20 protein-coding genes and 5 tRNA genes are annotated in these 22,093 nt (G+C 64.7%); 16 read left to right on the forward strand and 9 right to left on the reverse strand.

Annotation, left to right across the window (positions count from 1 at the left end; translation table 11 throughout):
- Nucleotides 1-108: 108 nt before the first annotated feature.
- Together RT551_RS17280 and ppsA are read right to left on the reverse strand one after the other, a co-directional pair.
- Nucleotides 109-996 carry a mechanosensitive ion channel domain-containing protein gene (locus RT551_RS17280; protein ID WP_313460861.1) on the reverse strand — a complete coding sequence of 296 codons (888 nt, stop codon included), beginning with the start codon at nucleotides 994-996 and terminating at the stop codon, nucleotides 109-111.
- Nucleotides 997-1,100: 104 nt separating this feature from the next.
- On the reverse strand, nucleotides 1,101-3,479 hold the full coding sequence (ppsA, locus tag RT551_RS17285; RefSeq protein ID WP_313460862.1) for a phosphoenolpyruvate synthase: 2,379 nt from the start codon (nucleotides 3,477-3,479) through the stop codon (nucleotides 1,101-1,103).
- A 144-nt stretch (nucleotides 3,480-3,623) separates the two neighbouring features.
- On the opposite strand from ppsA, the gene RT551_RS17290 reads away from it, so the two are divergent.
- From RT551_RS17290 to RT551_RS17360, 15 genes are all read left to right on the forward strand, one after another.
- Nucleotides 3,624-4,445: a pyruvate, water dikinase regulatory protein gene (locus tag RT551_RS17290; protein ID WP_311191673.1), complete on the forward strand. Its 822-nt coding sequence runs from the start codon at nucleotides 3,624-3,626 to the stop codon at nucleotides 4,443-4,445.
- Nucleotides 4,446-4,586: 141 nt separating this feature from the next.
- Nucleotides 4,587-5,093 carry a DUF1249 domain-containing protein gene (locus RT551_RS17295; protein WP_313460864.1) on the forward strand — a complete coding sequence of 169 codons (507 nt, stop codon included), beginning with the start codon at nucleotides 4,587-4,589 and terminating at the stop codon, nucleotides 5,091-5,093.
- A 32-nt stretch (nucleotides 5,094-5,125) separates the two neighbouring features.
- Entirely contained in the window at nucleotides 5,126-5,614 is a 489-nt protein-coding gene (locus RT551_RS17300) for an 8-oxo-dGTP diphosphatase (protein WP_313460865.1), read from the forward strand.
- 269 nt (nucleotides 5,615-5,883) lie between these two features.
- Nucleotides 5,884-6,498 carry a CDP-alcohol phosphatidyltransferase family protein gene (locus RT551_RS17305; RefSeq protein WP_313460866.1) on the forward strand — a complete coding sequence of 205 codons (615 nt, stop codon included), beginning with the start codon at nucleotides 5,884-5,886 and terminating at the stop codon, nucleotides 6,496-6,498.
- Nucleotides 6,495-7,505, forward strand: a complete 1,011-nt coding sequence (gene phaE, locus RT551_RS17310; RefSeq protein ID WP_313460867.1) for a class III poly(R)-hydroxyalkanoic acid synthase subunit PhaE — start codon at nucleotides 6,495-6,497, stop codon at nucleotides 7,503-7,505. The genes RT551_RS17305 and phaE overlap by 4 nt, the downstream gene beginning before the upstream one ends.
- The gene (locus tag RT551_RS17315; protein ID WP_313460869.1) at nucleotides 7,502-8,572 is read left to right on the forward strand and encodes a class III poly(R)-hydroxyalkanoic acid synthase subunit PhaC; all 1,071 of its coding nucleotides are present in this window, start codon (nucleotides 7,502-7,504) and stop codon (nucleotides 8,570-8,572) included. Before phaE ends, RT551_RS17315 begins: the two co-directional genes overlap by 4 nt.
- The gene (locus tag RT551_RS17320; RefSeq protein WP_313460871.1) at nucleotides 8,569-8,940 is read left to right on the forward strand and encodes a YfeK family protein; all 372 of its coding nucleotides are present in this window, start codon (nucleotides 8,569-8,571) and stop codon (nucleotides 8,938-8,940) included. The genes RT551_RS17315 and RT551_RS17320 overlap by 4 nt, the downstream gene beginning before the upstream one ends.
- A gap of 49 nt (nucleotides 8,941-8,989) precedes the next feature.
- Nucleotides 8,990-9,193 carry a PspC domain-containing protein gene (locus RT551_RS17325; RefSeq protein ID WP_313460873.1) on the forward strand — a complete coding sequence of 68 codons (204 nt, stop codon included), beginning with the start codon at nucleotides 8,990-8,992 and terminating at the stop codon, nucleotides 9,191-9,193.
- A complete protein-coding gene (locus tag RT551_RS17330) occupies nucleotides 9,163-9,648 on the forward strand; it encodes a hypothetical protein (protein ID WP_313460875.1) in 486 nt (161 codons plus the stop codon). Before RT551_RS17325 ends, RT551_RS17330 begins: the two co-directional genes overlap by 31 nt.
- A gap of 134 nt (nucleotides 9,649-9,782) precedes the next feature.
- Nucleotides 9,783-9,998 carry a hypothetical protein gene (locus RT551_RS17335; protein ID WP_313460876.1) on the forward strand — a complete coding sequence of 72 codons (216 nt, stop codon included), beginning with the start codon at nucleotides 9,783-9,785 and terminating at the stop codon, nucleotides 9,996-9,998.
- A 109-nt stretch (nucleotides 9,999-10,107) separates the two neighbouring features.
- Nucleotides 10,108-12,474, forward strand: a complete 2,367-nt coding sequence (locus RT551_RS17340; RefSeq protein ID WP_313460878.1) for a Tex family protein — start codon at nucleotides 10,108-10,110, stop codon at nucleotides 12,472-12,474.
- A 204-nt stretch (nucleotides 12,475-12,678) separates the two neighbouring features.
- Nucleotides 12,679-14,871 carry a PAS domain S-box protein gene (locus tag RT551_RS17345; RefSeq protein ID WP_313460880.1) on the forward strand — a complete coding sequence of 731 codons (2,193 nt, stop codon included), beginning with the start codon at nucleotides 12,679-12,681 and terminating at the stop codon, nucleotides 14,869-14,871.
- Nucleotides 14,872-15,105: 234 nt separating this feature from the next.
- Nucleotides 15,106-16,959: a methyl-accepting chemotaxis protein gene (locus RT551_RS17350; RefSeq protein ID WP_313460881.1), complete on the forward strand. Its 1,854-nt coding sequence runs from the start codon at nucleotides 15,106-15,108 to the stop codon at nucleotides 16,957-16,959.
- A gap of 436 nt (nucleotides 16,960-17,395) precedes the next feature.
- A complete protein-coding gene (locus tag RT551_RS17355) occupies nucleotides 17,396-18,376 on the forward strand; it encodes a helix-turn-helix domain-containing protein (RefSeq protein ID WP_313460883.1) in 981 nt (326 codons plus the stop codon).
- 140 nt (nucleotides 18,377-18,516) lie between these two features.
- A complete protein-coding gene (locus RT551_RS17360) occupies nucleotides 18,517-19,023 on the forward strand; it encodes a hypothetical protein (RefSeq protein WP_313460884.1) in 507 nt (168 codons plus the stop codon).
- 233 nt (nucleotides 19,024-19,256) lie between these two features.
- On the opposite strand, the gene RT551_RS17365 is transcribed toward RT551_RS17360, so the two are convergent.
- On the reverse strand, nucleotides 19,257-19,706 hold the full coding sequence (locus RT551_RS17365; protein WP_313460886.1) for an acyl carrier protein: 450 nt from the start codon (nucleotides 19,704-19,706) through the stop codon (nucleotides 19,257-19,259).
- Between the two features lie 94 nt (nucleotides 19,707-19,800).
- Nucleotides 19,801-19,887: transfer RNA gene (locus tag RT551_RS17370), tRNA-Leu, on the reverse strand.
- A gap of 126 nt (nucleotides 19,888-20,013) precedes the next feature.
- Between RT551_RS17370 and RT551_RS17375 the strand changes: the two genes are divergently transcribed.
- Nucleotides 20,014-20,394, forward strand: a complete 381-nt coding sequence (locus RT551_RS17375; RefSeq protein WP_313460887.1) for a response regulator — start codon at nucleotides 20,014-20,016, stop codon at nucleotides 20,392-20,394.
- 90 nt (nucleotides 20,395-20,484) lie between these two features.
- On the opposite strand, the gene RT551_RS17380 is transcribed toward RT551_RS17375, so the two are convergent.
- The 5 genes from RT551_RS17380 to RT551_RS17400 all read right to left on the reverse strand — a co-directional run bounded on the left by RT551_RS17380 (nucleotide 20,485) and on the right by RT551_RS17400 (nucleotide 21,999).
- Nucleotides 20,485-21,441, reverse strand: coding sequence for an SOS response-associated peptidase family protein (locus tag RT551_RS17380; RefSeq protein WP_313460889.1), 957 nt, complete (start codon nucleotides 21,439-21,441; stop codon nucleotides 20,485-20,487).
- Between the two features lie 51 nt (nucleotides 21,442-21,492).
- A tRNA-Glu gene (locus RT551_RS17385) sits at nucleotides 21,493-21,568 on the reverse strand.
- A 53-nt stretch (nucleotides 21,569-21,621) separates the two neighbouring features.
- Nucleotides 21,622-21,697 (reverse strand) — tRNA-Ala (locus tag RT551_RS17390).
- A gap of 97 nt (nucleotides 21,698-21,794) precedes the next feature.
- Nucleotides 21,795-21,870, reverse strand: a tRNA-Glu gene (locus tag RT551_RS17395).
- A 53-nt stretch (nucleotides 21,871-21,923) separates the two neighbouring features.
- Nucleotides 21,924-21,999: transfer RNA gene (locus RT551_RS17400), tRNA-Ala, on the reverse strand.
- Nucleotides 22,000-22,093: the final 94 nt, after the last annotated feature.

The raw sequence follows: 22,093 nt of genomic DNA on the forward strand, positions 1-22,093 counted from the left end.
CCGTTTGATCCCGAAATCGCCCTTGCATAGGCAGGGGCGAGACGGTATCTACGGAACGATCAGGCCCTGTAGTGACACGCCATGCGTGTCAATGCGTGATACCCGATATCAATGATCGCGAATCAGCGCATCAGCGGTCTGGACGCCACCATCCTTCCCATGCAGATACAGATGCATGTCCTGCTGCGGATACGGAATATTGATCCCGGCCTGGTCATAGCCCAGCTTGATCTGCTCCAGCAAGGTCACCTTGGTCCCGAACCAGTCCGCAGACTTCACGAAGCAGCGGATGCCCAGGTTGATCGAGTGCGCCCCCAGTTCGTACACCACCACATCCGGGGTCGGCGTTTCCAGCACCCGCGGATCGGCCTTCACCAGCGCCAGCGCGGTATCGCGCGCCAGCTGGATGTTGTCTTCATAGCCAATGCCGATCACCAGCTCGACGCGTCGGGTCGGCTCCGCGGTGAGGTTGATGATCGGTGCGGCGGTAATCAGGTTGTTGGGAATGGTGGTGTGCTGGTTGTCCGCGCCGGTGATCACGGTCTGGAAAATGCGCACTTCGCGCACGCTGCCGGTCTGGCCAGCGACGGTGACCACATCGCCGACGCGGAACGGGCGCAGCGTCACCAGCATGACGCCCGAAGCGATATTGGACAGCGAATCCTTCAGGGCCAGGCCCACCGCCAGGCCGGCCGTACCCAGCACCGCCAGCAGCGGTGATACCGGCACGCCCAGTGTGGCGATGGCGATCACCACCACGATCACCAGCGCGGCCGCATACACCACGTTGCGCAGGAAGCTGCCCAACATCGGGTCCACGCCCACCCGCGCGGTAGCGCGCGGCATCACGTTGGACAGGCGGCGGGCCAGCCACAGGCCGATCAGCAGCACCACCAGCGCCGACAGCAGCGGCAGGCCATAGGTTTCCAGAATGTGCTGCCAGTTCCAGTTGCGGAAGAAGGCGGGCGTGGTGATCGGCGCTGCAGTGGCAAGCATGGGGTCTCCGGGGTAAGGCTGGAAAAACAAAGCCCCGCATAAGGCGGGGCTTTGGATGCGATCAGTGTGGACCGAACGCGATGAACATCATGTCAGTGCAGCGCTCAGCTGTTGGCCTTCAGCTTGGCCAGACGCAGCCAGGTGTCGACCACGGTGTCGGGGTTCAGCGACACCGACTCGATGCCTTCCTGCATCAGCCATTCGGCCAGATCCGGGTGATCGGACGGGCCCTGGCCGCAGATGCCGACGTACTTGCCCTTGGCGCGGGCGGCCTTGATCGCCATCGACAGCAGCTTCTTGACCGCCGGGTTACGTTCGTCGAACAGGTGCGCCACGATCGAGGAGTCGCGGTCCAGGCCCAGGGTGAGCTGGGTCAGGTCGTTGGAGCCGATCGAGAAGCCGTCGAAGATCTCCAGGAACTCATCGGCCAGCAGTGCGTTGGACGGCACTTCGCACATCATGATGATCTTCAGGCCGTTTTCGCCCTGCTTCAGACCATTCTGGGCGAGCACCTCGACGACCTTGCGGCCTTCTTCCAGGGTGCGCACGAACGGAATCATGACCCACAGGTTGTCCAGGCCCATTTCGTTGCGAACGCGCAGCACGGCCTTGCACTCCAGCGCGAAGGCGGCGGCGAAGCTCGGGTCGACGTAGCGGCTGGCACCGCGGAAGCCGATCATCGGGTTTTCTTCGTGCGGCTCGTAGTTGTTGCCGCCGATCAGGTTGGCGTACTCGTTGGACTTGAAGTCCGACAGGCGCACGATCACCGGATTCGGGGCCACCGAGGCCGTCAGGGTAGCGATGCCTTCTGCCAGACGGTCCACATAGAAGCCGACCGGGTCGGAGTAACCGGCGATCTTCTCGTCGATCTTCTTCTTGGTCGCGGCATCCTGGCGGTCGTATTCCAGCAGCGCATTCGGATGGATGCCGATGTGGCTGGCGATGATCATTTCCAGACGCGCCAGACCGATGCCGGCGTTCGGCAGCTGGCCGAAGTCGAAGGCACGTTCCGGGTTGGCCACGTTCATCATGATCTTCAGCGGAGCCGGCGGCATGTTGCCCAGGTCCGTGGTGGTGCGGTCGAAGGCGAGGCTGCCTTCGTAGATGAAACCGGTATCGCCTTCGGCGCAGCTGACCGTCACCTGCTGGCCGTCTTCGATCACCTTGGTGGCATTGCCTGAGCCGACCACGGCCGGCACGCCCAGCTCACGCGCGATGATCGCGGCGTGGCAGGTGCGGCCACCACGGTTGGTGACGATGGCCGAGGCACGCTTCATCACCGGTTCCCAATCCGGGTCGGTCATGTCGGCAATCAGCACGTCACCGGGCTGCACACGGTTCATGTCGTGCAGGGTCTTGACCACGCGGGCCACGCCCGAGCCGATCTTGGCACCCACGGCGCGGCCTTCGGCCAGCACCTTGCCGCCCTTTTCGGTCAGCGCGAAGCGCTCGATCTGGGTGGCGTGGCTGCGCGACTTCACCGTTTCCGGGCGGGCCTGCACGATGAACAGCTTGCCGCTGACCCCGTCCTTGGCCCACTCGATGTCCATCGGGCGGCCGTAGTGCTTTTCAATGACCAGCGACTGCTTGGCCAGTTCCTGCACGTCTTCGTCGCTGATCGAGAAGGTGCGGCGCAGCTCGGCCGGGGTGTCTTCAGTGCGCACGCGTTCGCCCGGCACGTCCGAATAGACCATGCGGATCGCCTTGCTGCCCAGCGAGCGGCGCAGGATCGCCGGCTTGCCTGCGGTCAGGGTGGGCTTGTAGACGTAGAACTCGTCCGGGTTGACCGCGCCCTGCACGACCATTTCGCCCAGGCCGAAGCTGGAGGTGACGAACACCACGTCGCGGAAGCCCGATTCGGTGTCCAGGGTGAACAGCACGCCGGACGAACCCACGCCCGAACGGACCATCAGCTGCACGCCGGCGGACAGGAACACGTCTTCGTGCTTGAAACCGTGGTGCACGCGGTAGGCAATGGCGCGGTCGTTATACAGCGACGCGAACACTTCCTTGACCTTGTGCACGACGTCGTCGGCACCGGTGACGTTGAGGAAGGTTTCCTGCTGTCCGGCAAACGAGGCGTCCGGCAGGTCTTCGGCGGTGGCCGAAGAGCGCACGGCCACGGCCACGTCGCCGCCGCCGTTCTCGGCGCTCAGCTTGGCGTAGGCGGTGCGGATGTCCTGGTCCAGCTGCGGCTGCAGCGGGGCGTCGATCACCCAGCCGCGGATTTCCTTGCCGGCAGCGGTGAGCGCAGTGACATCTTCCACGTCCAGCGTGGCCAGCTTGTCGAAAATGCGCTTGGAAAGATCGTTATGGGCGATGAAGTCCTTGAAGGCTTCAGCGGTGGTTGCGTAACCGCCGGGGACCGAAACCCCCAGACCGGCCAGATTGCCGATCATTTCGCCAAGCGACGAATTTTTGCCGCCCACGCGAGCCAGGTCGGCCAGGCGCAGTTCGTGCAACCACAGGATGTTCTCGTTCAAGCGCGATGCTCCGTTTGGCCATCGCCCGAGGCGGGCTTGGATGGCCACGTCCGTAGGAAGAAGCCGATATGATGCCGGGCAGACCGCCGTCGGCACAAGCTTGTATCGACGGCCTTTTTAGGCTTCAGAGGGGTTCACAGGCACATGACGATGATCCGTCCGGTCTTTTACGTATCCGATGGAACCGGTATCACCGCTGAAACCATTGGGCATAGCCTGCTGACCCAGTTCTCCGGATTCAGCTTCATTACCGACCGCATGTCGTTCGTCGACGACCCCGAAAAAGCGCGGGAAGCGTGTGAAAGGATCCGCGCGGCGGGGGAGCGCTACCAGGTTCGGCCCATCGTGGTCAGTTCCTGCGTCGACAGCGGCCTGAGCATGATCCTGGCCGAAAGCGGGGGCCTGATGCTCGACGTTTTCGCCCCCTTCATCGAGCCGCTGGAGCGTGAGCTGGCGGTAAACCGGCATTCCCGGGTCGGCCAGGCGCACGGCATGGTGGACTTCGAGACCTACCACCGGCGCATCAACGCGATGAACTTCGCGCTGAGCCACGATGACGGCATTGCCATCAACTACGACGATGCCGATGTGATCCTGGTAGCGGTTTCACGGGCCGGCAAGACCCCGACCTGCATCTACCTGGCCCTGCATTTCGGGGTGCGCGCGGCCAACTACCCGCTGACCGATGAAGACCTGGAAAGCGACCGCCTGCCGCCCCGGCTGCGCCCCTACCGGCACAAGCTGTTCGGCCTGACCATCGACCCCGACCGGCTGCAGCAGATCCGGCAGGAGCGTCGCCCCAACTCGCGCTACGCCAACCTGGACACCTGCCGGCGGGAGGTCGCAGCCGCTGAAACCATGTTCCGGATGGAGCGCATTCCGACCCTGAGCACCACCCATACCTCGATCGAGGAGATTTCCAGCAAGGTGCTGGCGACCCTGGGGCTGCAGCGCGAACATTATTGATCCGAAGCCGGGCAAGCCCGGCTCTACGTCGGGCAATGATTGATCCGTAGAGCCGGGCTTGCCCGGCTGCTCTTTGCGGGCCCCTTTTGGCCGGTCTCATGAACCCCCACGTTTGATCTACCAACGTGTAGGATCGGATTCATGGCCCAGGCATCGCCCCGCATCGAACGCATCCCCCGACTCAGCCGGCTGAGCTGGCTGATGGGCCTGTACGCGGAGAACTACCGGCATCTGGTGCGGCTGTTCGCCCCGTCCGAGCTGGCCGCAGGCAGCTACGTGTCCTCGGTCGGCGATGGGCTGGACGTGCGCCTGGACGTGATCGAGTGCCACCGGTACACCGTGGAATTACGCCTGACCTACGATTTCGCCGACCCGGTGACCGGCCAGCCGGACCCCTCGGCCTATGTGCGCCTGTACCGTGACGCCCGCCAGGCCGAGACCACCCACTGCTATGTGGGTCGGCGCTGGCAGGACGTGGTCGGGATGTACCCGCCGCCCGCCGAGCTGATCAGCCACCGCATGCGCATGAACACCTTCCTGGGCAAATGGCTGGAGTACCTGGCCGAGCGCGGCCATGGCGTCGCCACCCTGCGCCGCGACGGCGACGTGGTTCCGGCCCTCGCCGAAATCCCGCACGCCACCGCATAAACCAACGCTTACCCCCAAAGAACCCGTACACCATGCCTTACACCCCCATCGTGGCCACCCTCGGCTACGTGCTTTCGCCCGATGGCGGGCAAGTCCTGATGATCCACCGCAACGCCCGGCCCGGTGACCACCACCTGGGCAAGTACAACGGCCTCGGCGGCAAAGTCGAGCGCGACGAGGACGTCGCCGCCGGTATGCGCAGGGAAATCCTCGAAGAGGCCGGCATCGAGTGCGGCAGCATGCGCCTGCGCGGCACCCTCAGCTGGCCGGGATTCGGCAAGCACGGCGAGGACTGGTTCGGTTTCGTGTTCGTCATTGACGATTACACCGGTACCCCGCTGGCGGCCAATCCCGAGGGGACGCTGGAGTGGGTGGACGTGGACAAGCTCGACACGCTGCCGATGTGGGAAGGCGACCGCCAGTTCCTGCCGCTGGTGTTCGACGCCGACCCGCGCCCGTTCCATGGGGTGATGCCGTATAGGGATGGCAGCATGGAGTCGTGGTCGTACACACGGCTGTAACCCGGCGTAGAGCCGGGCTTGCCCGGCTGATCCGCGCGCAGCCGGGCAAGCCCGGCTCTACTTATGCACAGGGGGTGTGGATGACCGGTGGGCAAGTTTGTGGATAAACGCCGACGATCCCCAGCCCCCCTCGCTGTCAAGATGGGTGGCGAAAAATTCACCGCAGGTCGGCATCGCGTGAGCGCCATGCGAAGGCACCGTACGGTGAAGGCTGTCACGGTCTGGGCTGCTCGCGGTACTCTTTCCGCACTACCGTTCTTCGAGCTTCCATGAAACGTCACTTCTCGATGCTGCGCGAGTTCCAGCTGGCCGACTGGTTCACCCTGGCCAACGCCTTCTGCGGCACGGGCGCGGTGTTCGCGGCCATGCGCTACCTGCAGGACGGCGAGCGCAGCTATCTGTTGTGGGGCATGGCGCTGATCCCGCTGGCCTTCATTTTCGACGCCCTTGACGGACGCATCGCGCGCTGGCGCAAGTCCAGCTCGACCCTCGGCCGCGAACTGGATTCGCTGTCCGACGTGATCTCGTTCGGCGTGGCTCCGGCGGCGCTGGCCTACGCCTGCGGCATGCAGGGCGGCTGGGACTGGCTGGTGCTGAGCTACTTCGTATGCTGCGGCGTGAGCCGCCTGGCCCGCTACAACGTCACCGCCGAGGCCCTGGCAGGCGAGGGTGACAAGGTGCCGTACTTCGAGGGCACGCCGATTCCCACCAGCCTGGCGCTGGTGGTGGTGCTGGCCGTGGCGGCCAGCCTGGGGGCCATTGGCCCGGATCTGTGGCTGGGCGGCTGGCAGCTGGGCCCGTGGCAGCTGCACCCGCTGGTGCTGCTGTTCGCGCTGTCCGGTTCGTTGATGATCAGCAAGACCCTGCGAATTCCAAAGCCATGAGCAGCAGCGCCGGCGGCAACCACGACGCAGGAGACTTCGAGGCGCTGGCGCGCCAGTACTTCAGCGCCTGGGGCGATGCGTTGCGCCAGGCCGCCGGTACGGCCGGTGCCGGGGGCGAGCATGCGCCCGGCAGCTGGCAGCAGACCATCGAAGGCTGGGCGCAGCTGATGTCTGCCCCGGGCCACGCGCCGGGCAATCGTCAGGCCGAAGACGCGGTGCACCGCTTCCGCGAACAGGCCGGTGGCTGGTACGGCACCATGCAGTCGGTGGCCGCGCAGTTTGCCGGCCAGGACGCCAGCAGCGCCGACATCGCCCAGGCCTGGAAGCAGGCCGTGGAGGGGCAGGGCGACGGCATGCTGAAGTGGATGCTGCAGGGCGCGCGCGGGCATACCCATGCCGGTGGCCCGGATCTGCTGGCCGTGCTCGAGCGTCTGCAGAAAGATCTGGAGCCGTGGTTACAGAGCCCGGCGTTCGGCCCGGCACGCGAGCACCAGGCGCGCTGGCAGGCGCTGATGCGCGCGCAGCAGGATTTCCAGGAACATGCCCGCGCCTACGTGGACCAGATCCGCCAGGCGCTGGACGATGCCTACGCCTTGTTCGAGCAGCGCCTGGCCGAACACGAGCAGCCCGGCAACCAGCTCACCAGTGCGCGCGCGATGTTCGATCTGTGGATCGAGGCGGCCGAAGAGGCCTACGCCAAGGTGGCCTTGTCCGAGCCGTTCCAGCAGGTCTACGCGTCGCTGGGCAACGCGCAGATGCGCCTGCGCGGGGCGGCGCAGCATGAAGTGGAGCGGCTGTGCGAAGCGCTGGGCCTGCCCACCCGCACCGAAATGGATGCCGCGCACCGGCGCATCACCGAGCTGGAACGGATGGTCCGCCGCATGGCGGCTGCGCAGGCCCCGGCACCCAAACCGAAAACCAAAGCCAAACCCAAAACGCCCGTAGAGCGACGCCCTGCGTCGCTTCGCGGTGCCGGGAGCACCACCGCCAGGAAGCCCAAACCATGAAGGGCCCCCTCGGTTTCAATGCCGAAGACCTGCTGCAGGAAACCCTGTCCATGCAGCGCAAGCTGATGGACGGCCTGAAGCTGCTGCCGTCGGTGGACGACGTGGACTACGGTGCAACCGCGCGCGAAGAGGTCTGGCGCGACGGCAAGGTGCGGCTGTACCGCTTCGTGGGTGAGGATGCGCCAGTGCATCGCACGCCGCTGCTGATCGTGTACGCGCTGGTGAACCGGCCCTACATGGTCGACCTGCAGGCCGACCGCTCGCTGGTCCAGCGGCTGCTGGCACTGGGCCACGACGTGTATGTCCTGGACTGGGGCTACCCGGACCGCTCCGAGCGCTACCAGACCCTGGAGGACTATCTGCTGCGCTTCGTGGATGGCGCGGTGGACCATCTGCTGGCGGCCCATGACGGCAACCCGATCAACATGCTCGGCATCTGCCAGGGCGGCGTGTTCGCGCTGTGTTATGCCGCGCTGCGCCAGCACAAGCTGGCCAACCTGATCACCATGGTCACCCCGGTGGATTTCCACACGCCCGACAACATGCTCTCGCACTGGGCGCGACATGTGGACGTGGACCTGCTGGTTGACACGCTGGGTAACATCCCCGCGGATCTGATGAATGCCAGCTACCTGATGCTCAAGCCGTTCCGGCTCAATGTGCAGAAGTACGTCGGGTTGCTGGACATCCTGGATGACAAAGCCGCGCTGGAAGATTTCCTGCGCATGGAAAAGTGGATTTTCGACTCCCCCGATCTGGCCGGCGAAGCGTTCCGTGATTTCATCAAGCAGTTCTACCAGGGCAATGGGCTGATGCATGACGGCGTGCGCATCGGCCCCGAAACCGTGGACCTGGCGCAGGTGACGTTGCCGGTGCTGAACATCTACGCCGAGCAGGACCACCTGGTGCCGCCGGATGCTTCGCGCGCGCTGCGCGGCCGGGTCGGCAGCAAGGACTACAGCGAAAGCAGCTTCCGCGGTGGTCATATCGGTATCTACGTGTCCGGTCGCGCCCAGCGTGAAGTACCGGCCACCATCACCGAATGGCTGCAGGAACGATCGGCATGATGGCCCGTACGACCCTGATGATCCTGCTGCTGCTCGCGGTGGCGGTGACCACGCACGCGGCACCGGACGACGCGGCGCGGCGCGAAATCGCTGGCCTGATCGGCAGCCTGGACGGCTCAAACTGCCGCTTCCAGCGCAATGGCAGCTGGCACGATGCGGCCGAAGCCCGCGCTCATCTGCAGCGCAAATACGACTACCTGCTGAGAAAGAACCAGGTCGACACCGCCGAACAGTTCATCGAACGCGCCGCCAGTCGCAGCAGCATGAGCGGCAAGCCTTACCGCATTGCCTGCCCGGGGCAGCCGGAGCAGACCGCCGCGGCATGGTTTGGCAGCCGGTTGGCGGCGTTGCGCCAACGCGCGCCGTAGACACCCCTCGCGGTACGGTAGCCGGCAGCTACCGCTGGAGGACTTTTCCATGAACACAGCCCCCCGAACGCTGTCGCGTTCGCTCAACGACCGTATGATCGCCGGGGTGATGGGCGGCATCGCGCATCGCTTTGGCTGGAACGTGACCCTGCTGCGCGTGCTGTACGTGGTGGTGTCGCTCGCCTCGGCCGCCTTCCCCGGCATTCTGGTCTACCTGATCCTATGGCTGCTCATCCCGAACGAAGCCGATTGAGCCTGTCGCGTGCGGCCCTGCGCGTGCTGCAGGCGCTGGGTGCGCTGTGGACGCTGCCCAATACGCTGGTCGGACTGCTCGGCGGTCTGGCCGGGATGACCGCCGGAGCGCGCCCCTACTGGAGCGGGCGCGACCTGGCGATCGTGTTTCGCCACTACCCGTGGGGTCCGGGCGGGGCCATCACCTTGGGCAACGTGATCCTGCACACCGGGCCCACGCTGGATGTCCCGTGCCGCACCTATGCCCACCAGGCCGGCTGGTGCAGCGAGCCGGTGATCGGCCTGCACGATCATGAGCGCGCCCACGTCTATCAGTATCTGGTGCTCGGGCCGCTTTACCTGCCGGTGTATCTGGCTTGTGGCGGGGTCAGCGCGCGCAACCCGTTCGAGCGCGCAGCCGATATCTATTCGCTTACCGGAAAGGGCTGGTGGCCCACGACGTTATCTGGTCGTTAATTTCGTGTAAGCAAAACGTCGGCATCGCGACGTCATCTGCATGCAAACAAACGTTATTAGCCTGCACGCCGAATCTTCAGCATCGGTGGCGTAAGCTGCATGCTGTTGTAGACGTATCAGGAGAAACACATCACATGGCAATCGTTCTTTATGTCGGTGGTAGCAAGGATGGCGACAAGGGCGTGGTGCCCCTGGGTTTCAGCAAGTCCCAGGCCGACACCGCGCAGGGGCCGGAAATATATACCGAGCGCTTCATGGAACTGCAGGGCATTGGGCGCGTGCGGGTGATGGCGTTGGAGAGCATGCTCGACGACGCGGTGCGCCAGCGTACCGCCCAGCATTATCGATAACCGCCAGGGCGGTTCCGCCCCCAACGCCGGCCGAATGTCAACGGGTTTCCCCGGCGGGCCGGCATTGCCACAATCGGGGTTTTCCGCACAGCGGCCCCGGCCGGAAGCAATGTCAGATACCAAGCTCGCCCTGCAGATCGCCCAGACCATCGCCGATGAAATCGGTGCCCAGACCGCCCAGGCCCGCGCCGCCATCGCGCTGCTGGACGAAGGTGCCAGCGTTCCCTTCATCGCGCGTTACCGCAAGGAAGTGACTGGCGGCCTGGACGACACCCAGCTGCGCAACCTGGAAACCCGCCTGATTTACCTGCGCGAGCTGGAAGACCGTCGCGCCGCGGTGCTGGCCAGCATCGACGAGCAGGGCAAGCTGAGCGACGAACTGCGTGCGGAGATCCTCGGGGCGGACACCAAGTCGCGCCTGGAAGACCTGTACCTGCCGTACAAGCCCAAGCGTCGCACCCGCGCGCAGATTGCCCGTGAAGCCGGGCTGGAACCGCTGGCCGATGGCCTGCTGGCCGACCCCGGCCAGGACCCGCAGCAGTTCGCAGCGGGTTTCGTCGACGCCGAGAAGGGTGTCGCCGACGTCAAGGCCGCGCTGGAAGGGGCCCGTGCCATTCTGATGGAGCGTTGGGGCGAAGACGCCACCCTGGTCGGTGAACTGCGTGGCTGGCTGGGCGAGCACGGGGTGATCCGCGCACGCGTGGCCGAAGGCAAGGAGGAGCAGGGGGCCAAGTACCGCGACTACTTCGAGCACGCCGAGTCGCTGGCGAAGATTCCCTCGCATCGTCTGCTGGCGCTGTTCCGTGCGCGCCGTGAGGAAATCCTGTTCCTGGAGCTCGACCCGGGCAGCGATGCCGAAGCCGGGCACGTGTATGCCGAAGGCCGCGTGGCATTCAACGCCGGCATCCGCGATGCCGGCCGTCCTGGCGATCGCTGGTTGCTGGATGCCTGCCGCCTGACCTGGCGCGCCAAGCTGCACATGCACCTGCTGCTGGACCTGTTCAACCAGGCCCGCGAAAAGGCCGAAGCTGAAGCGATCTCGGTGTTCGGCGACAACCTCAAGGACCTGCTGCTGGCCGCACCGGCCGGCCCCAAGACCGTGCTGGGCCTGGACCCGGGCATCCGCACCGGCTGCAAGATCGCCGTGGTCGACGCCACCGGCAAGCTGGTCGCGACCGAAACCATCTATCCGCACGAGCCCAAGCGCCAGTGGGAGCAGTCGCTGCAGACGATCAAGCATCTGTGTGCCAAGCACAATGTCGAGCTGATCGCGATCGGCAACGGCACCGCCAGCCGCGAAACCGACAAGCTCGCCGGTGAGGCGATCAAGCTGCTGGGCGAAGCCAAGCTGCAGAAGATCGTGGTCAGTGAAGCCGGTGCCTCGGTGTATTCGGCGTCGGAATTTGCGGCCAAGGAATTCCCGGGCCTGGACGTGTCGCTGCGCGGCGCGGTGTCCATCGCCCGTCGTCTGCAGGACCCGCTGGCCGAACTGGTCAAGATCGAGCCCAAGGCCATTGGCGTGGGCCAGTACCAGCATGACGTCGACCAGTACCGCCTGGCGCGCGCGCTGGACGCCCGCGTGGAAGACTGCGTGAATGCGGTGGGCGTGTTCGTCAACACCGCCTCGGCGGCACTGCTGTCGCGCGTGTCCGGCTTGTCCTCGACCGTGGCCGAGAACATCGTGCGGCACCGCGACGAGAACGGCCCGTTCAAGCGCCGCAAGGACCTGCTGAAAGTGCCGCGCCTCGGCGACAAGACCTTCGAGCAGTGCGCCGGCTTCCTGCGCATTGCCGACGGTGACCAGCCGCTGGACGCCTCGTCGGTGCACCCGGAAGCCTACCCGGTGGTGGAGCGCATCGTCGCTGCCACTGCGCGCCCGATCAAGGCGCTGATCGGTGATGGCAGCTTCCTGCGCGGGCTGAAGGCCGAGCAGTTCACCGATGAAACCTTCGGTGTGCCGACCGTGCGTGACATCCTGAAGGAACTGGAAAAGCCCGGCCGTGACCCGCGCCCGGAGTTCAAGGCCGCGCGTTTTGCCGACGGCGTCGAAGAAATCAAGGACCTGCGCCCGGGCATGGTGCTGGAAGGCGTGGTCAGCAACGTCGCCGCGTTCGGTGCGTTCGTCGACATCGGCGTGCACCAGGACGGCCTGATCCACATTTCGGCGTTGTCCGACACCTACGTCAAAGACCCGCGCGACGTGGTCAAGGCCGGCGACATCGTCAAGGTGAAGGTGCTCGAGGTGGACGTGGCGCGCAAGCGCATCGCCCTGACCCGTCGCCTGGAAGATAGTCCGGCTCCGGCCAAGGCTGCGGGCGAGCGTGACGCACGCCCGGTCGGTGGCGGTCGTCGCGACGGTGGCGGCCCGCGTCCAGGGGGGCGTCCGCAGGGCGGCGGCCCGCGCCCGGGCACTTCGGCACCCCCCGCCAACAACGCGTTGGCTGACGCGTTTGCCCGGGCCAAGCGCGGTAGCTGAACCCGCGTTTGTCCTGATCACAGGCCGCCCTCGGGGCGGCCTGTGTCGTTTGCGGAGGCGCGTTGACAGAAGTTTGATCACGCTTTGCATTCAATCCCTGTACGCTGCGAACTGGCGGAGGGGCCAGATGACAGAACAGCAGGCACGGCAGTGCAGTCCGGTCGAGGGTGGGGCGGAAAGCCGCGCCCGCACGGTGGCGCGCGCGTGACGCCGCAGGCCGCCTTGCAGGATGCGCAGGCTGCCCTGCAGGCGGAGGCCGAGGAACGGCGTCGGCTGGAAATGATCATCGACGGCACCGGCATGGGCAGCTGGGAATGGAACTGCCGCACCGACCAGATGCAGGTCAACGAGCGCTGGGCGCAGATCGTCGGCTACACCCGCGAGGAGCTGGCTCCGATCACGGCGGACACCTTCCTGCAACTGGCGCATCCCGATGACGTGGCGCAGTCCAATGCGCTGCTGCGTGAGCACCTGGCGGGGCGCACCGCGCAGTACGAAAGCCTGTGCCGGATGCGACACAAAGACGGGCGCTGGATCTGGGTGCAGGACCGGGGCAGGGTGTACGAGTGGGATGCGCAGGGCCGGCCGCTGCGCATGGCCGGGGCGCATGCCGACGTGAGCGACCTGCAGAACGCCCGCCAGGACGCCGCCGATACCCGTCAACGGTTGCAGGCCGTGGTGGACGCGTCGGATGAGGTCGCGGTGATCGCCACCGATGTGCACGGGGTGGTCAACCTGTTCAACAGCGGCGCACAGAAACTGCTGGGCTACACGCCGGAAGAGGTGATTGGCCGGGTCAATCCGGGCCTGTTCCACGACCCGCATGAAATGCACGATTACCTGCTGCCTGAAGCCGATGCCGATGGTCGGGTGCCCACCGTGTTCGAGGCGCTGACCGCGCGCGCGGCCACCGGCACCTGGTCGCATCAGTGGACGTTCGTGCGCAAGGACGGCGAGCATCGCCAGGTACGGCTGTCGATCAGCCCGCTCAATAACGGCGACGGCCAGCGGATGGGTTACGTCGGCATGGCGGTGGACCTCACCCCGCTGCTGGAGGTGCGCGAGCAGGCCCATCTGGCGGCGGAAAAGTTCGCCGGTGCATTCAATTCCGCCGCGCTGGGCATGGCCCTGGTGTCGCTGGAAGGGCGCTGGCTGGACGTCAACGACGCGCTGTGCGGCATTCTGGGCTACACCCGTGCGGAACTGCTGGAGATCGACTTCCAGACCCTGACCTATCCCGACGATCTGGATGCCGATCTGGCCATGGTGCAGGACCTGCTGGCCGGGCGGCGCGACCATTACCACATGACCAAGCGCTACCTGGGCAAGGGCGGGCACCTGGTGTGGGGGCGGTTGTCGGTGTCGCTGGTGCGTGCCCCGCACGGCGAACCGCTGCACTTCGTGTCGCAGATCCAGGACATCACCGCCCAGCACCAGAGCGGCCAGCAACTGCGCGAATCGGCCCAGCGTACCCGGGTCACCCTGGATGCCGTCGCCGACATGGTGCTCAGCCTCGACCTGCGCGGCCGAATCGAATATGCCAATGCCGCGGCCAGCCGTGCGCTGGCCGGGGAGGGGGCTGCGTCATTCACCGGCAGCCTGATCCAGGACGTGGTGGAGCTGACCACTGAATATGCGCCGCGCTCGCCGTTGGAACTGGAAGTGCTGCTCGACCCGGACAGCAATGCCGTGGATCTGCATTCAGACCTGCTGCTGTCGGTTGGCGCTCACCTGCTGCCGGTGGACCTCACCCGGGCCTGGTTGCGCGACGAGGAGGGGGAGATCAACGGCGCGGTCTGGGTCATCCGTGACGTCACCCAGCAGCGGGCCCGTCAGCGCGAAGCCCGCCACCTGGCCGAGGTCGACCCGCTGACCGAACTCACCAACCGGCGTGGCTTCGAGGCCCACCTGCAGCAGGCCATCACCCGGGTGGCCCGGACCGGGCAGTCGGCCTCGTTGATGTTCATCGATCTGGACAACTTCAAACCGATCAACGACAACCACGGGCACCTCGCGGGCGATGCGATGTTGTGGGCGGTGGCCAATGCGCTGCGCCACGGCGTGCGTGATTCCGACATCGTCGCACGGCTGGGGGGCGACGAGTTCGCCGTCATTCTGGCCGGCTGTTCACTGCGGCGGGCGCGCCGGATCGGTACCGATCTGCTGCATTCCCTGCAGGTGCTCACCATTCCCTGGGACATGACCCGCCTGAGCGTCGGTGCCAGCATTGGCATCGCCGCCATTCACGGCGGCACCAGCGTCGACGCGGCCGTGGCCGCGGCCGACGCCCAGTGCTATCGCGCCAAAGCGCTGGGCCGCAACAACGTGCAGGTGGAAGACCCCGTGCACGGCGGGCCGGATCCGCTCGATTCCCCCGATGATGGCGGTCCTGAGTAATAAATCCCCTGGGGGGATTTACACATGAATGAATGGGCGATATAAAACTGTGACCTGGTTTTGATATTAATTATTCATTATCAGGCGAGTTTCTACTAAAGGTTATCTCCCGTTAGTCGATACCCTTCTGCGCCTGCTCCGTAGGGAGCAGGCTGGAGTGACGTCGTTGTTTGCCCCCGGACGTCTGCGTTGTTTCGTAGCCCATCCGCCAACCGAACATCGAGGATCGCAAAAATGCTTATCTCTGGCATGCAGATGCCGTTGACCGAACGCAGTGCCGTGGCGCTGCCGGCTTCTCCCTGGCGCGGACTGCGCGCGCTGTTCCATGCCCGTCGCGACCTGCGTCGGGATCACGATGCGGCACAAGCCCGTCATCGTGAGGAACTGGAAGCCCAGGTCACGGCCTTGCACCGGGTCCAGGCGGTGATCGAATTTGCCCTGGGCGGCACCATTCTCACCGCCAATGAAAATTTCCTGCAGACGCTGGGCTACACGCTGGCGGAGGTGCAGGGGCATCACCATTCGATGTTCGTGGATCCGGTTCAGGCACAGAGTGCGGAGTACCGTGCCTTCTGGGAACGACTGGGGCGTGGCGAGTTCGATGCGGGGCAGTACCGTCGCTTCGGCAAGGGCGCGCGCGAGATCTGGATCCAGGCGTCCTACAACCCGGTGTTCGACAGCACCGGACGCGCCTACAAGGTGGTGAAGTTCGCCACCGACATCACCGCGCAGAAGATGCAGGCGGCCGATTTCGCGGGGCAGCTGGCCGCAATCAACAAATCGCAGGCCGTGATCGAGTTCAGTCTGGATGGCCGCATCCTGGGCGCCAACGAGAACTTCCTGGCCACCACCGGCTACACCCTGGAAGAAGTACGCGGCCGCCATCACAGCATGTTCGTCGAGCCGGCCTACCGGGAAAGCGCGGAGTATCGCGCCTTCTGGGAAAAGCTGGGTCGCGGCGAATATGATGCCGGCCAGTACCGGCGGCTGGGCAAGGGCGGGCGTGAGGTCTGGATCCAGGCCTCGTACAACCCGATCATGGACATGAACGGTCGCGCCTTCAAAGTCGTGAAGTACGCCACCGACGTGACCGCCCAGGTACGCGATGCCAATGCCCTGCAGGCAGCGGTGGCGCAGACCCGCGAGGTGGTTGCCGCCGCGCAGGCGGGCGACCTCACCCACCAGATCGCCACGGACGACAAGACCGGCCCGATTGCCGAACTGTGCCACGGTATCAACGCGCTGATGGAGACCATGGCCGGCATCATCGGTCAGATCAAGTTTGCCGCCGATACCATCGCACTGGGGGCCAGCGAAATCGCCCAGGGCAACGCCGACCTTTCCCAGCGCACCGAGCAGCAGGCGGCCTCGCTGGAAGAAACCGCCGTGTCGATGAAGGACCTCGCCGATACCGTGCGCAGCACCGCTGAAAACGCCCGCCAGGCGAGCCAGCTGGCCAGTGGCGCGGTGGATGTGGCAGCGCAGGGCGGCAAGGTGGTGCATGAGGTGGTCAGCACCATGGCGCTGATCAACGAGTCATCGCGGCGTATCGTCGACATCATCGGGGTGATCGACGGCATCGCGTTCCAGACCAACATCCTGGCACTCAACGCGGCGGTCGAAGCTGCGCGTGCTGGCGAGCACGGTCGCGGCTTTGCCGTGGTGGCCTCGGAGATCCGTTCGCTGTCGCAGCGCTCGGCCACCGCCGCCAAGGAGATCAAGCAGCTGATCGGGGATTCGGTCGACAAGGTGGGTATCGGCACCGGACAGGTGGAGGGGGCCGGGCGAACCATGGATGAGATTGTCGGCAATGTGAAACGGGTCAGCGACCTGATCCGCGAAATCAGCGACGCCGCGCGCCAGCAGAGCGACAGCCTGGGCCAGATGAACATCGTGGTCGATCAGATCGACCAGGGCACGCAGCAGAACGCCGCGCTGGTGGAAGAGGCCTCGGCGGCCGCACGCAGCATGGAGGAGCAGTCCACCGAACTGCTGCACACCGTGGCGGGGTTCAAAGTGGAGGTCGGAGCCAGCCGGGGTTCGCGGCAGCCGGCAGCAGCCGGGCAGCCGGTGCTGCGACTCGTATAAGAGAAAAGGGCCAGATCGGGAATCTGGCCCTTTTCGTACGGCAGGTAATACGAAAACACCCCTTGGACCATCCGTGCCCAACCCCCGTTCGGGCGGCACTGCGGACTCATGCCGGTTGAACCGGTCTTTCTATTAAGTCCGCGGCCACACCGCGCGATGCGGATATTTTCCCCGGATCGAAACAAACACACCCTGCAACCTTTCGTTTGGACAGCCCCCACCGTCCATTCGTCATGCTGCGGGGTGTTCACATTCTTAGGGGCGGTGAAGGCGGTTTGCTACGTAAAGACCGCCAAAAAAGCCGTGTTTTACCCCCTACCAATGGCGGTGCACAACCGGTGTCAAATCCGCGTAGAGTAGGCGGCCTTGTGAGGATTGGTGAGTTTTCCTGACCTCTCCGCACGCAATTACAAACATTATCCACCCATTATAAATAATGCCTTCTTTGACCTTCCCGGACTTCGAGGCGTATTCCAACGCAGTCAAGGGAGTTGACGGAGAAATGCGGGTTACCGGGCGCAGCGATGCGGCCTGGGTATTGAATACGCTCGAGATTGGCGACATCAGTGTGCTGCACGGCATGGACGGTGCGCCGGTGACCTATCGCGGCGCGCTGCATTCCGCCCGTTTTGGTGTGTACCTGTCGCTGCCGGGCAGCGACACCGAACTGGAAGGCGAGCAGGTCGGTGACGACGGCTACATCTGGATGGCTCCGCGCCAGGAGATGCAGGGATTCACCCGGGTGCCGGCGCGTTTCCTGGGCGTGGACCTGGCGGAGGCGCGGGTGCTGGGGCAGGCGGTGCGGATGGGGCTGGATACCCAGGCGTTGTATCGGACCACGCATGTGCGGTCCAATCCGCAGGCGGTGGCCGAGGTGGTGGCGCTGACCCAGCGCGCCTTCGACGTGCATGCCCAGAACCCGGAGGCGTTTGCCGAGCCGGCTGCCCAGCAGGCCTTTGCCGCACAGATCACCACCGCGGTGCTGCAGTGCCGGCCACTGCCGTTGTGCCCATCGCTGGCGGTGAGTCGTCGCGGTCGTCCGCCGCTGCCGCGCAAGGAGATCGTGCGCAGGGGCATCGATCACATCCAGCGCAGCCTGCGCGGGGAGGTGCCGTACGCAGACATGCCGTTCGCAGTGGGGGCTTCGCACCGTTCTTTGAACCGCGCGTTCGGTGACGCCTTCGGCATGGCCCCGCGCCAGTTCTATGTAGTGGAGCGCCTGCACGCGATCCGCAGCGCGCTGCGCAGCGCCCGTCCGGGCGATACCGTGACTGGAATCTGTGCGCGCTTCGGCGTCTGGGATCTGGGGCGCATGGCCGCCTTGTACTCGCGCCTGTTCAACATCCTGCCAGCGCAGGAACTGTCACGCGCGCTGGCGGCGCAGGCGGGCGTGCCGGTGGGGCCGCGCCGGCGGTAGATGTGCAGGGTTGATGCGCGTTTGTAGTGGCGTGCCTACAAAGAGGGACGGGGAAGTCGGATACGGATGATGGTGTATTCCGTATCCGAGCTGCGCCGTGTGCGTGCAAGCATGAGGCCATTCAACTTCAAGAGGGCGTCATGGCCAGATGCACGGGTTCACTGGATGTCTACGAAACGCTTGCCGACGAGCGCTCCCGAGACTGGATCATGGGTCTCCTGACATTTGCCGTCGTCGAAGAGCAGAAGTTCGAGTGGATGCGGCACCATGCGGAGTACGAGGGTAGGGGTGCTACGGATGACGAGATCAGAGCATGGTACGGATCGCTTCCCGCCGGTGCTGTCGTACGTGCCCGTGGCATCGCCGAGAATGCGCTGGGATCCTACGCCGAGGAAGTAGAGGCGTCGTTCTCTGATTCCGTTCGGGAAGAACTGAAGTGTTCTGCGCTGATCGGCGAAATACGACAGGTTCGGCGGTTCTGGCCGCAGTTCGCTTTGAGCGTCGCAGCAGGGCTTGCAAGCTCTATTTTGTTCGCTGCCTTGCTCTTCACGACGGCGTTCCTGGTGCTCAACGACCGGTCCCCCGTTGAGCTTGGTGCTAGGATCATTTCAGGCACTACGCAGGAGAGTACTGATGATCATAAGTAAACGCGCGAGGGTGTTGTTCGTCAAAGCTTTGTGCAGGGTACTGAATGTGCCGGCCCCAGGCGAGCCGGAAGTTCGGGCTTCGGGCGGGAGGTCTGCAGCGCGACCGCTCCGAAAGAGGCCGCTTGAAAAGCCTTGCGATCGAATGCTGGGCGATTGGACGTTGGAGGCACGGTCGCGATATCTGGGGATCAACGATTTTTCTAAAGACAAGTGATTGAAGCCTTCGCGGAAGGTCATGCATCCTTGCCCATGCGCAGGTTCCTTGCGTCGTGCAGCGCCGTGACGACTTGCGCCATGGTCAGCTCAGGTTTGTTCCAGAATGCATCAGGAAATCTGACGCCGAATTCCTCTTCAACCGCTCGTACTACCTCCCAGGCGTCGAACGCGTCAGTGCCATCGAACGTGGGTCCGCCCAGTACAACATTCATGCGGTCATCCGGAAGAAACACTGGCGAGCGCCAGTGCAGTTGTTCCGCGTAGATCCGCCCGACCTGCTCGGCGAGCTGCTGTTTGCTGCCGCCTCCCCATGCGTTCAGAAGTTCCGGTGAGCGTGTTGCTTGCCGCACCTTCAGCGCGGGGAAGAACGACAGGTCCGGGCCCAGCCAGCGCAAGCCGATGAAGAAGCGCTTCCAGCGGTCCGTAGGCGGGTAGTGCGCAGGGTACTGAAGCGGCTGCTCAGGCATGCGGATGCATTCGGGATCGGTTGAGCCTTCAGCGTCGCACGCCAGGGCTGAATAGCAAAAGGCCAGATCTTTCGATCTGGCCTTTTCATTTCCATGGTGCCGAAGGTGGGACTCGAACCCACACGCTTTTAAGGGCGGCGGATTTTGAGTCCGCTGCGTCTACCGATTCCGCCACTTCGGCTGGCTGGCCGCGTAGTGTATACAACTCGCGCGGTTTTGGGCAGGTCTGAATGCTTCAGGGATGTGGAACGCCTTCATCCGGGCTCGACGCTATACTCATTGCGCTGAACCATACAGGGAGCCAGCGATGAGCGGGCTGCAGGATCTGCGGGTACTGGTGGTGGAGAACGACGAGATGAGCGCGACCCTGCTGCAGATGCAGCTGGTTCAGGGGGGTGCTGTCGTTGTTGGCCTGGCCGGGAGTGTGGCCGAGGCGTTGCGCCTGGTTGAGGAGACCCAGCCGCAGGTCGTTCTGCTCGACTACAAGCTGGCCCGTAACGAGACCAGTGAGCCGGTGGCTGCCGACTTGGCCGCGCGGGGCATTCCTTTTGTGCTGGCCACGGGCATGGCCCGGGAGCAGTTGCCGGATGTGTTCCGGGGTGGGGTGGTGTTGACCAAGCCGTATCTGACCGTTGAGCTGAACACGGCACTGGTGCGGGCGTTGCAGGGTCAGTCGGCAAACGCGTAGTCGCTTGGTGACGCTTGGTCGTGGAGACGCGCATGGCGCGTCACTACGCGGCCGATGTAGGGACGCGCCATGCGCGTCCAGCGCGGGGTGTCAGGCCGACTCCGCAAACTCCAGATGCACCGGCTCCCGGTCATCCAGAATCCGGTACAAGCCAGCCAGGTCTTTCGGATCCGGATTCAACCACGCGTCCAGGTTTTCTGGCCGGATCGGCACGATGCAGCGGTCATGCCCGGCTGCAGCGACTTCCACCGGCGGTTCGTCGCTGATCGCGGCGAATGACAGCAGCCGGCCTTCCGGGCCCTCCCATTCCGACCACAGGCAGGCGATCAGCAGGTCGCGCGGCGGATCGGACCGGAACTCCAGCACCACATTCTCCGCCTTCTCGCCGGCATGCAACGACCGGTGCTCCATCGCGTGCCGGGGAACGTGCTCATAGAACGACTGCACCACCACCACCCCGTGGGTATGGCCGAAGGCGTTCTTCCAATAGGCCTCCAGGCTGTCGCGGCGGGCGTTGTAGGTGCCGGGATAAAGCGCATCGTTACGCGCCGGCTTGCCTGCCAGGCGGCACTGGTAGCGCATCGGTTTGATCACCCGCTGCCCCTGCTCGGACACGATCACCGGCGCGTACACGCCCGGGAAGATCCGGCTGTCGCGCGGCAACAGGCTGGTACGGTGCAGGTCCTCCAGGCGGGCGCGGGCGCGCTCGATCCGGTTGCCGGCAATGCGGACTTCGTTGCGGGCCTTCTGCGTGGGCCGATGGGCGAGGGCGTCTTCAGCCGCCTTCAGGCGCGCCCCTTGGGTTCTCAGCTCTTCATCCAGCGTCTGCATCTCTTCTGCATGCCACTGCTGGATCTTCGCCACGATGTCCTGGCCGGCAGGCGTGCGCGCGCCGGCAAAACCATCATCCATCGCTTTCGGGGTTTTCGGGCGTTGCTTGCCCGCGTCGTGGGCGTAGAGCTGGGAAAATTCATCCAGCGACATCACTGCCCCGTATTCGCGGACCAGCTTGGTGTAATCGGCGCGGATCTGGGCGGAATAGCACATGCGGATCAGGCTAACAAAAAACCCCGGCAGGGCCGGGGTTCGTTGTGTTATTGGCGTCCCCACGGGGATTCGAACCCCGGTCGCCACCGTGAAAGGGTGATGTCCTAGGCCTCTAGACGATGGGGACGCACGAAACTTTTAATTTTTGTCACAACCCTTCAATCGGCCTAATGATTGAAGTGGTGGAGCCAAGCGGGATCGAACCGCTGACCTCCTGCATGCCATGCAGGCGCTCTCCCAGCTGAGCTATGGCCCCACAGCGATGCTGCGAGCCGCCTATCATATCGGCATTTTCAGGAAATGCAAACATTTCCTACAAAAAACCCCGGCAGTGCCGGGGTCTGTTGCGTTACTGGCGTCCCCACGGGGATTCGAACCCCGGTCGCCACCGTGAAAGGGTGATGTCCTAGGCCTCTAGACGATGGGGACGCACGAAACTTTTAATTTTTGTCACAACCCTTCAATCGGCCTAATGATTGAAGTGGTGGAGCCAAGCGGGATCGAACCGCTGACCTCCTGCATGCCATGCAGGCGCTCTCCCAGCTGAGCTATGGCCCCACGAAACACCTGGCAGGCCAGGTTTGCAGCAATGATGAGTGGCGTCCCCACGGGGATTCGAACCCCGGTCGCCACCGTGAAAGGGTGATGTCCT

Origin of the sequence: Stenotrophomonas sp., assembly GCF_032103445.1 — a bacterium.
Classification (GTDB): Bacteria; Pseudomonadota; Gammaproteobacteria; order Xanthomonadales; family Xanthomonadaceae; genus Stenotrophomonas.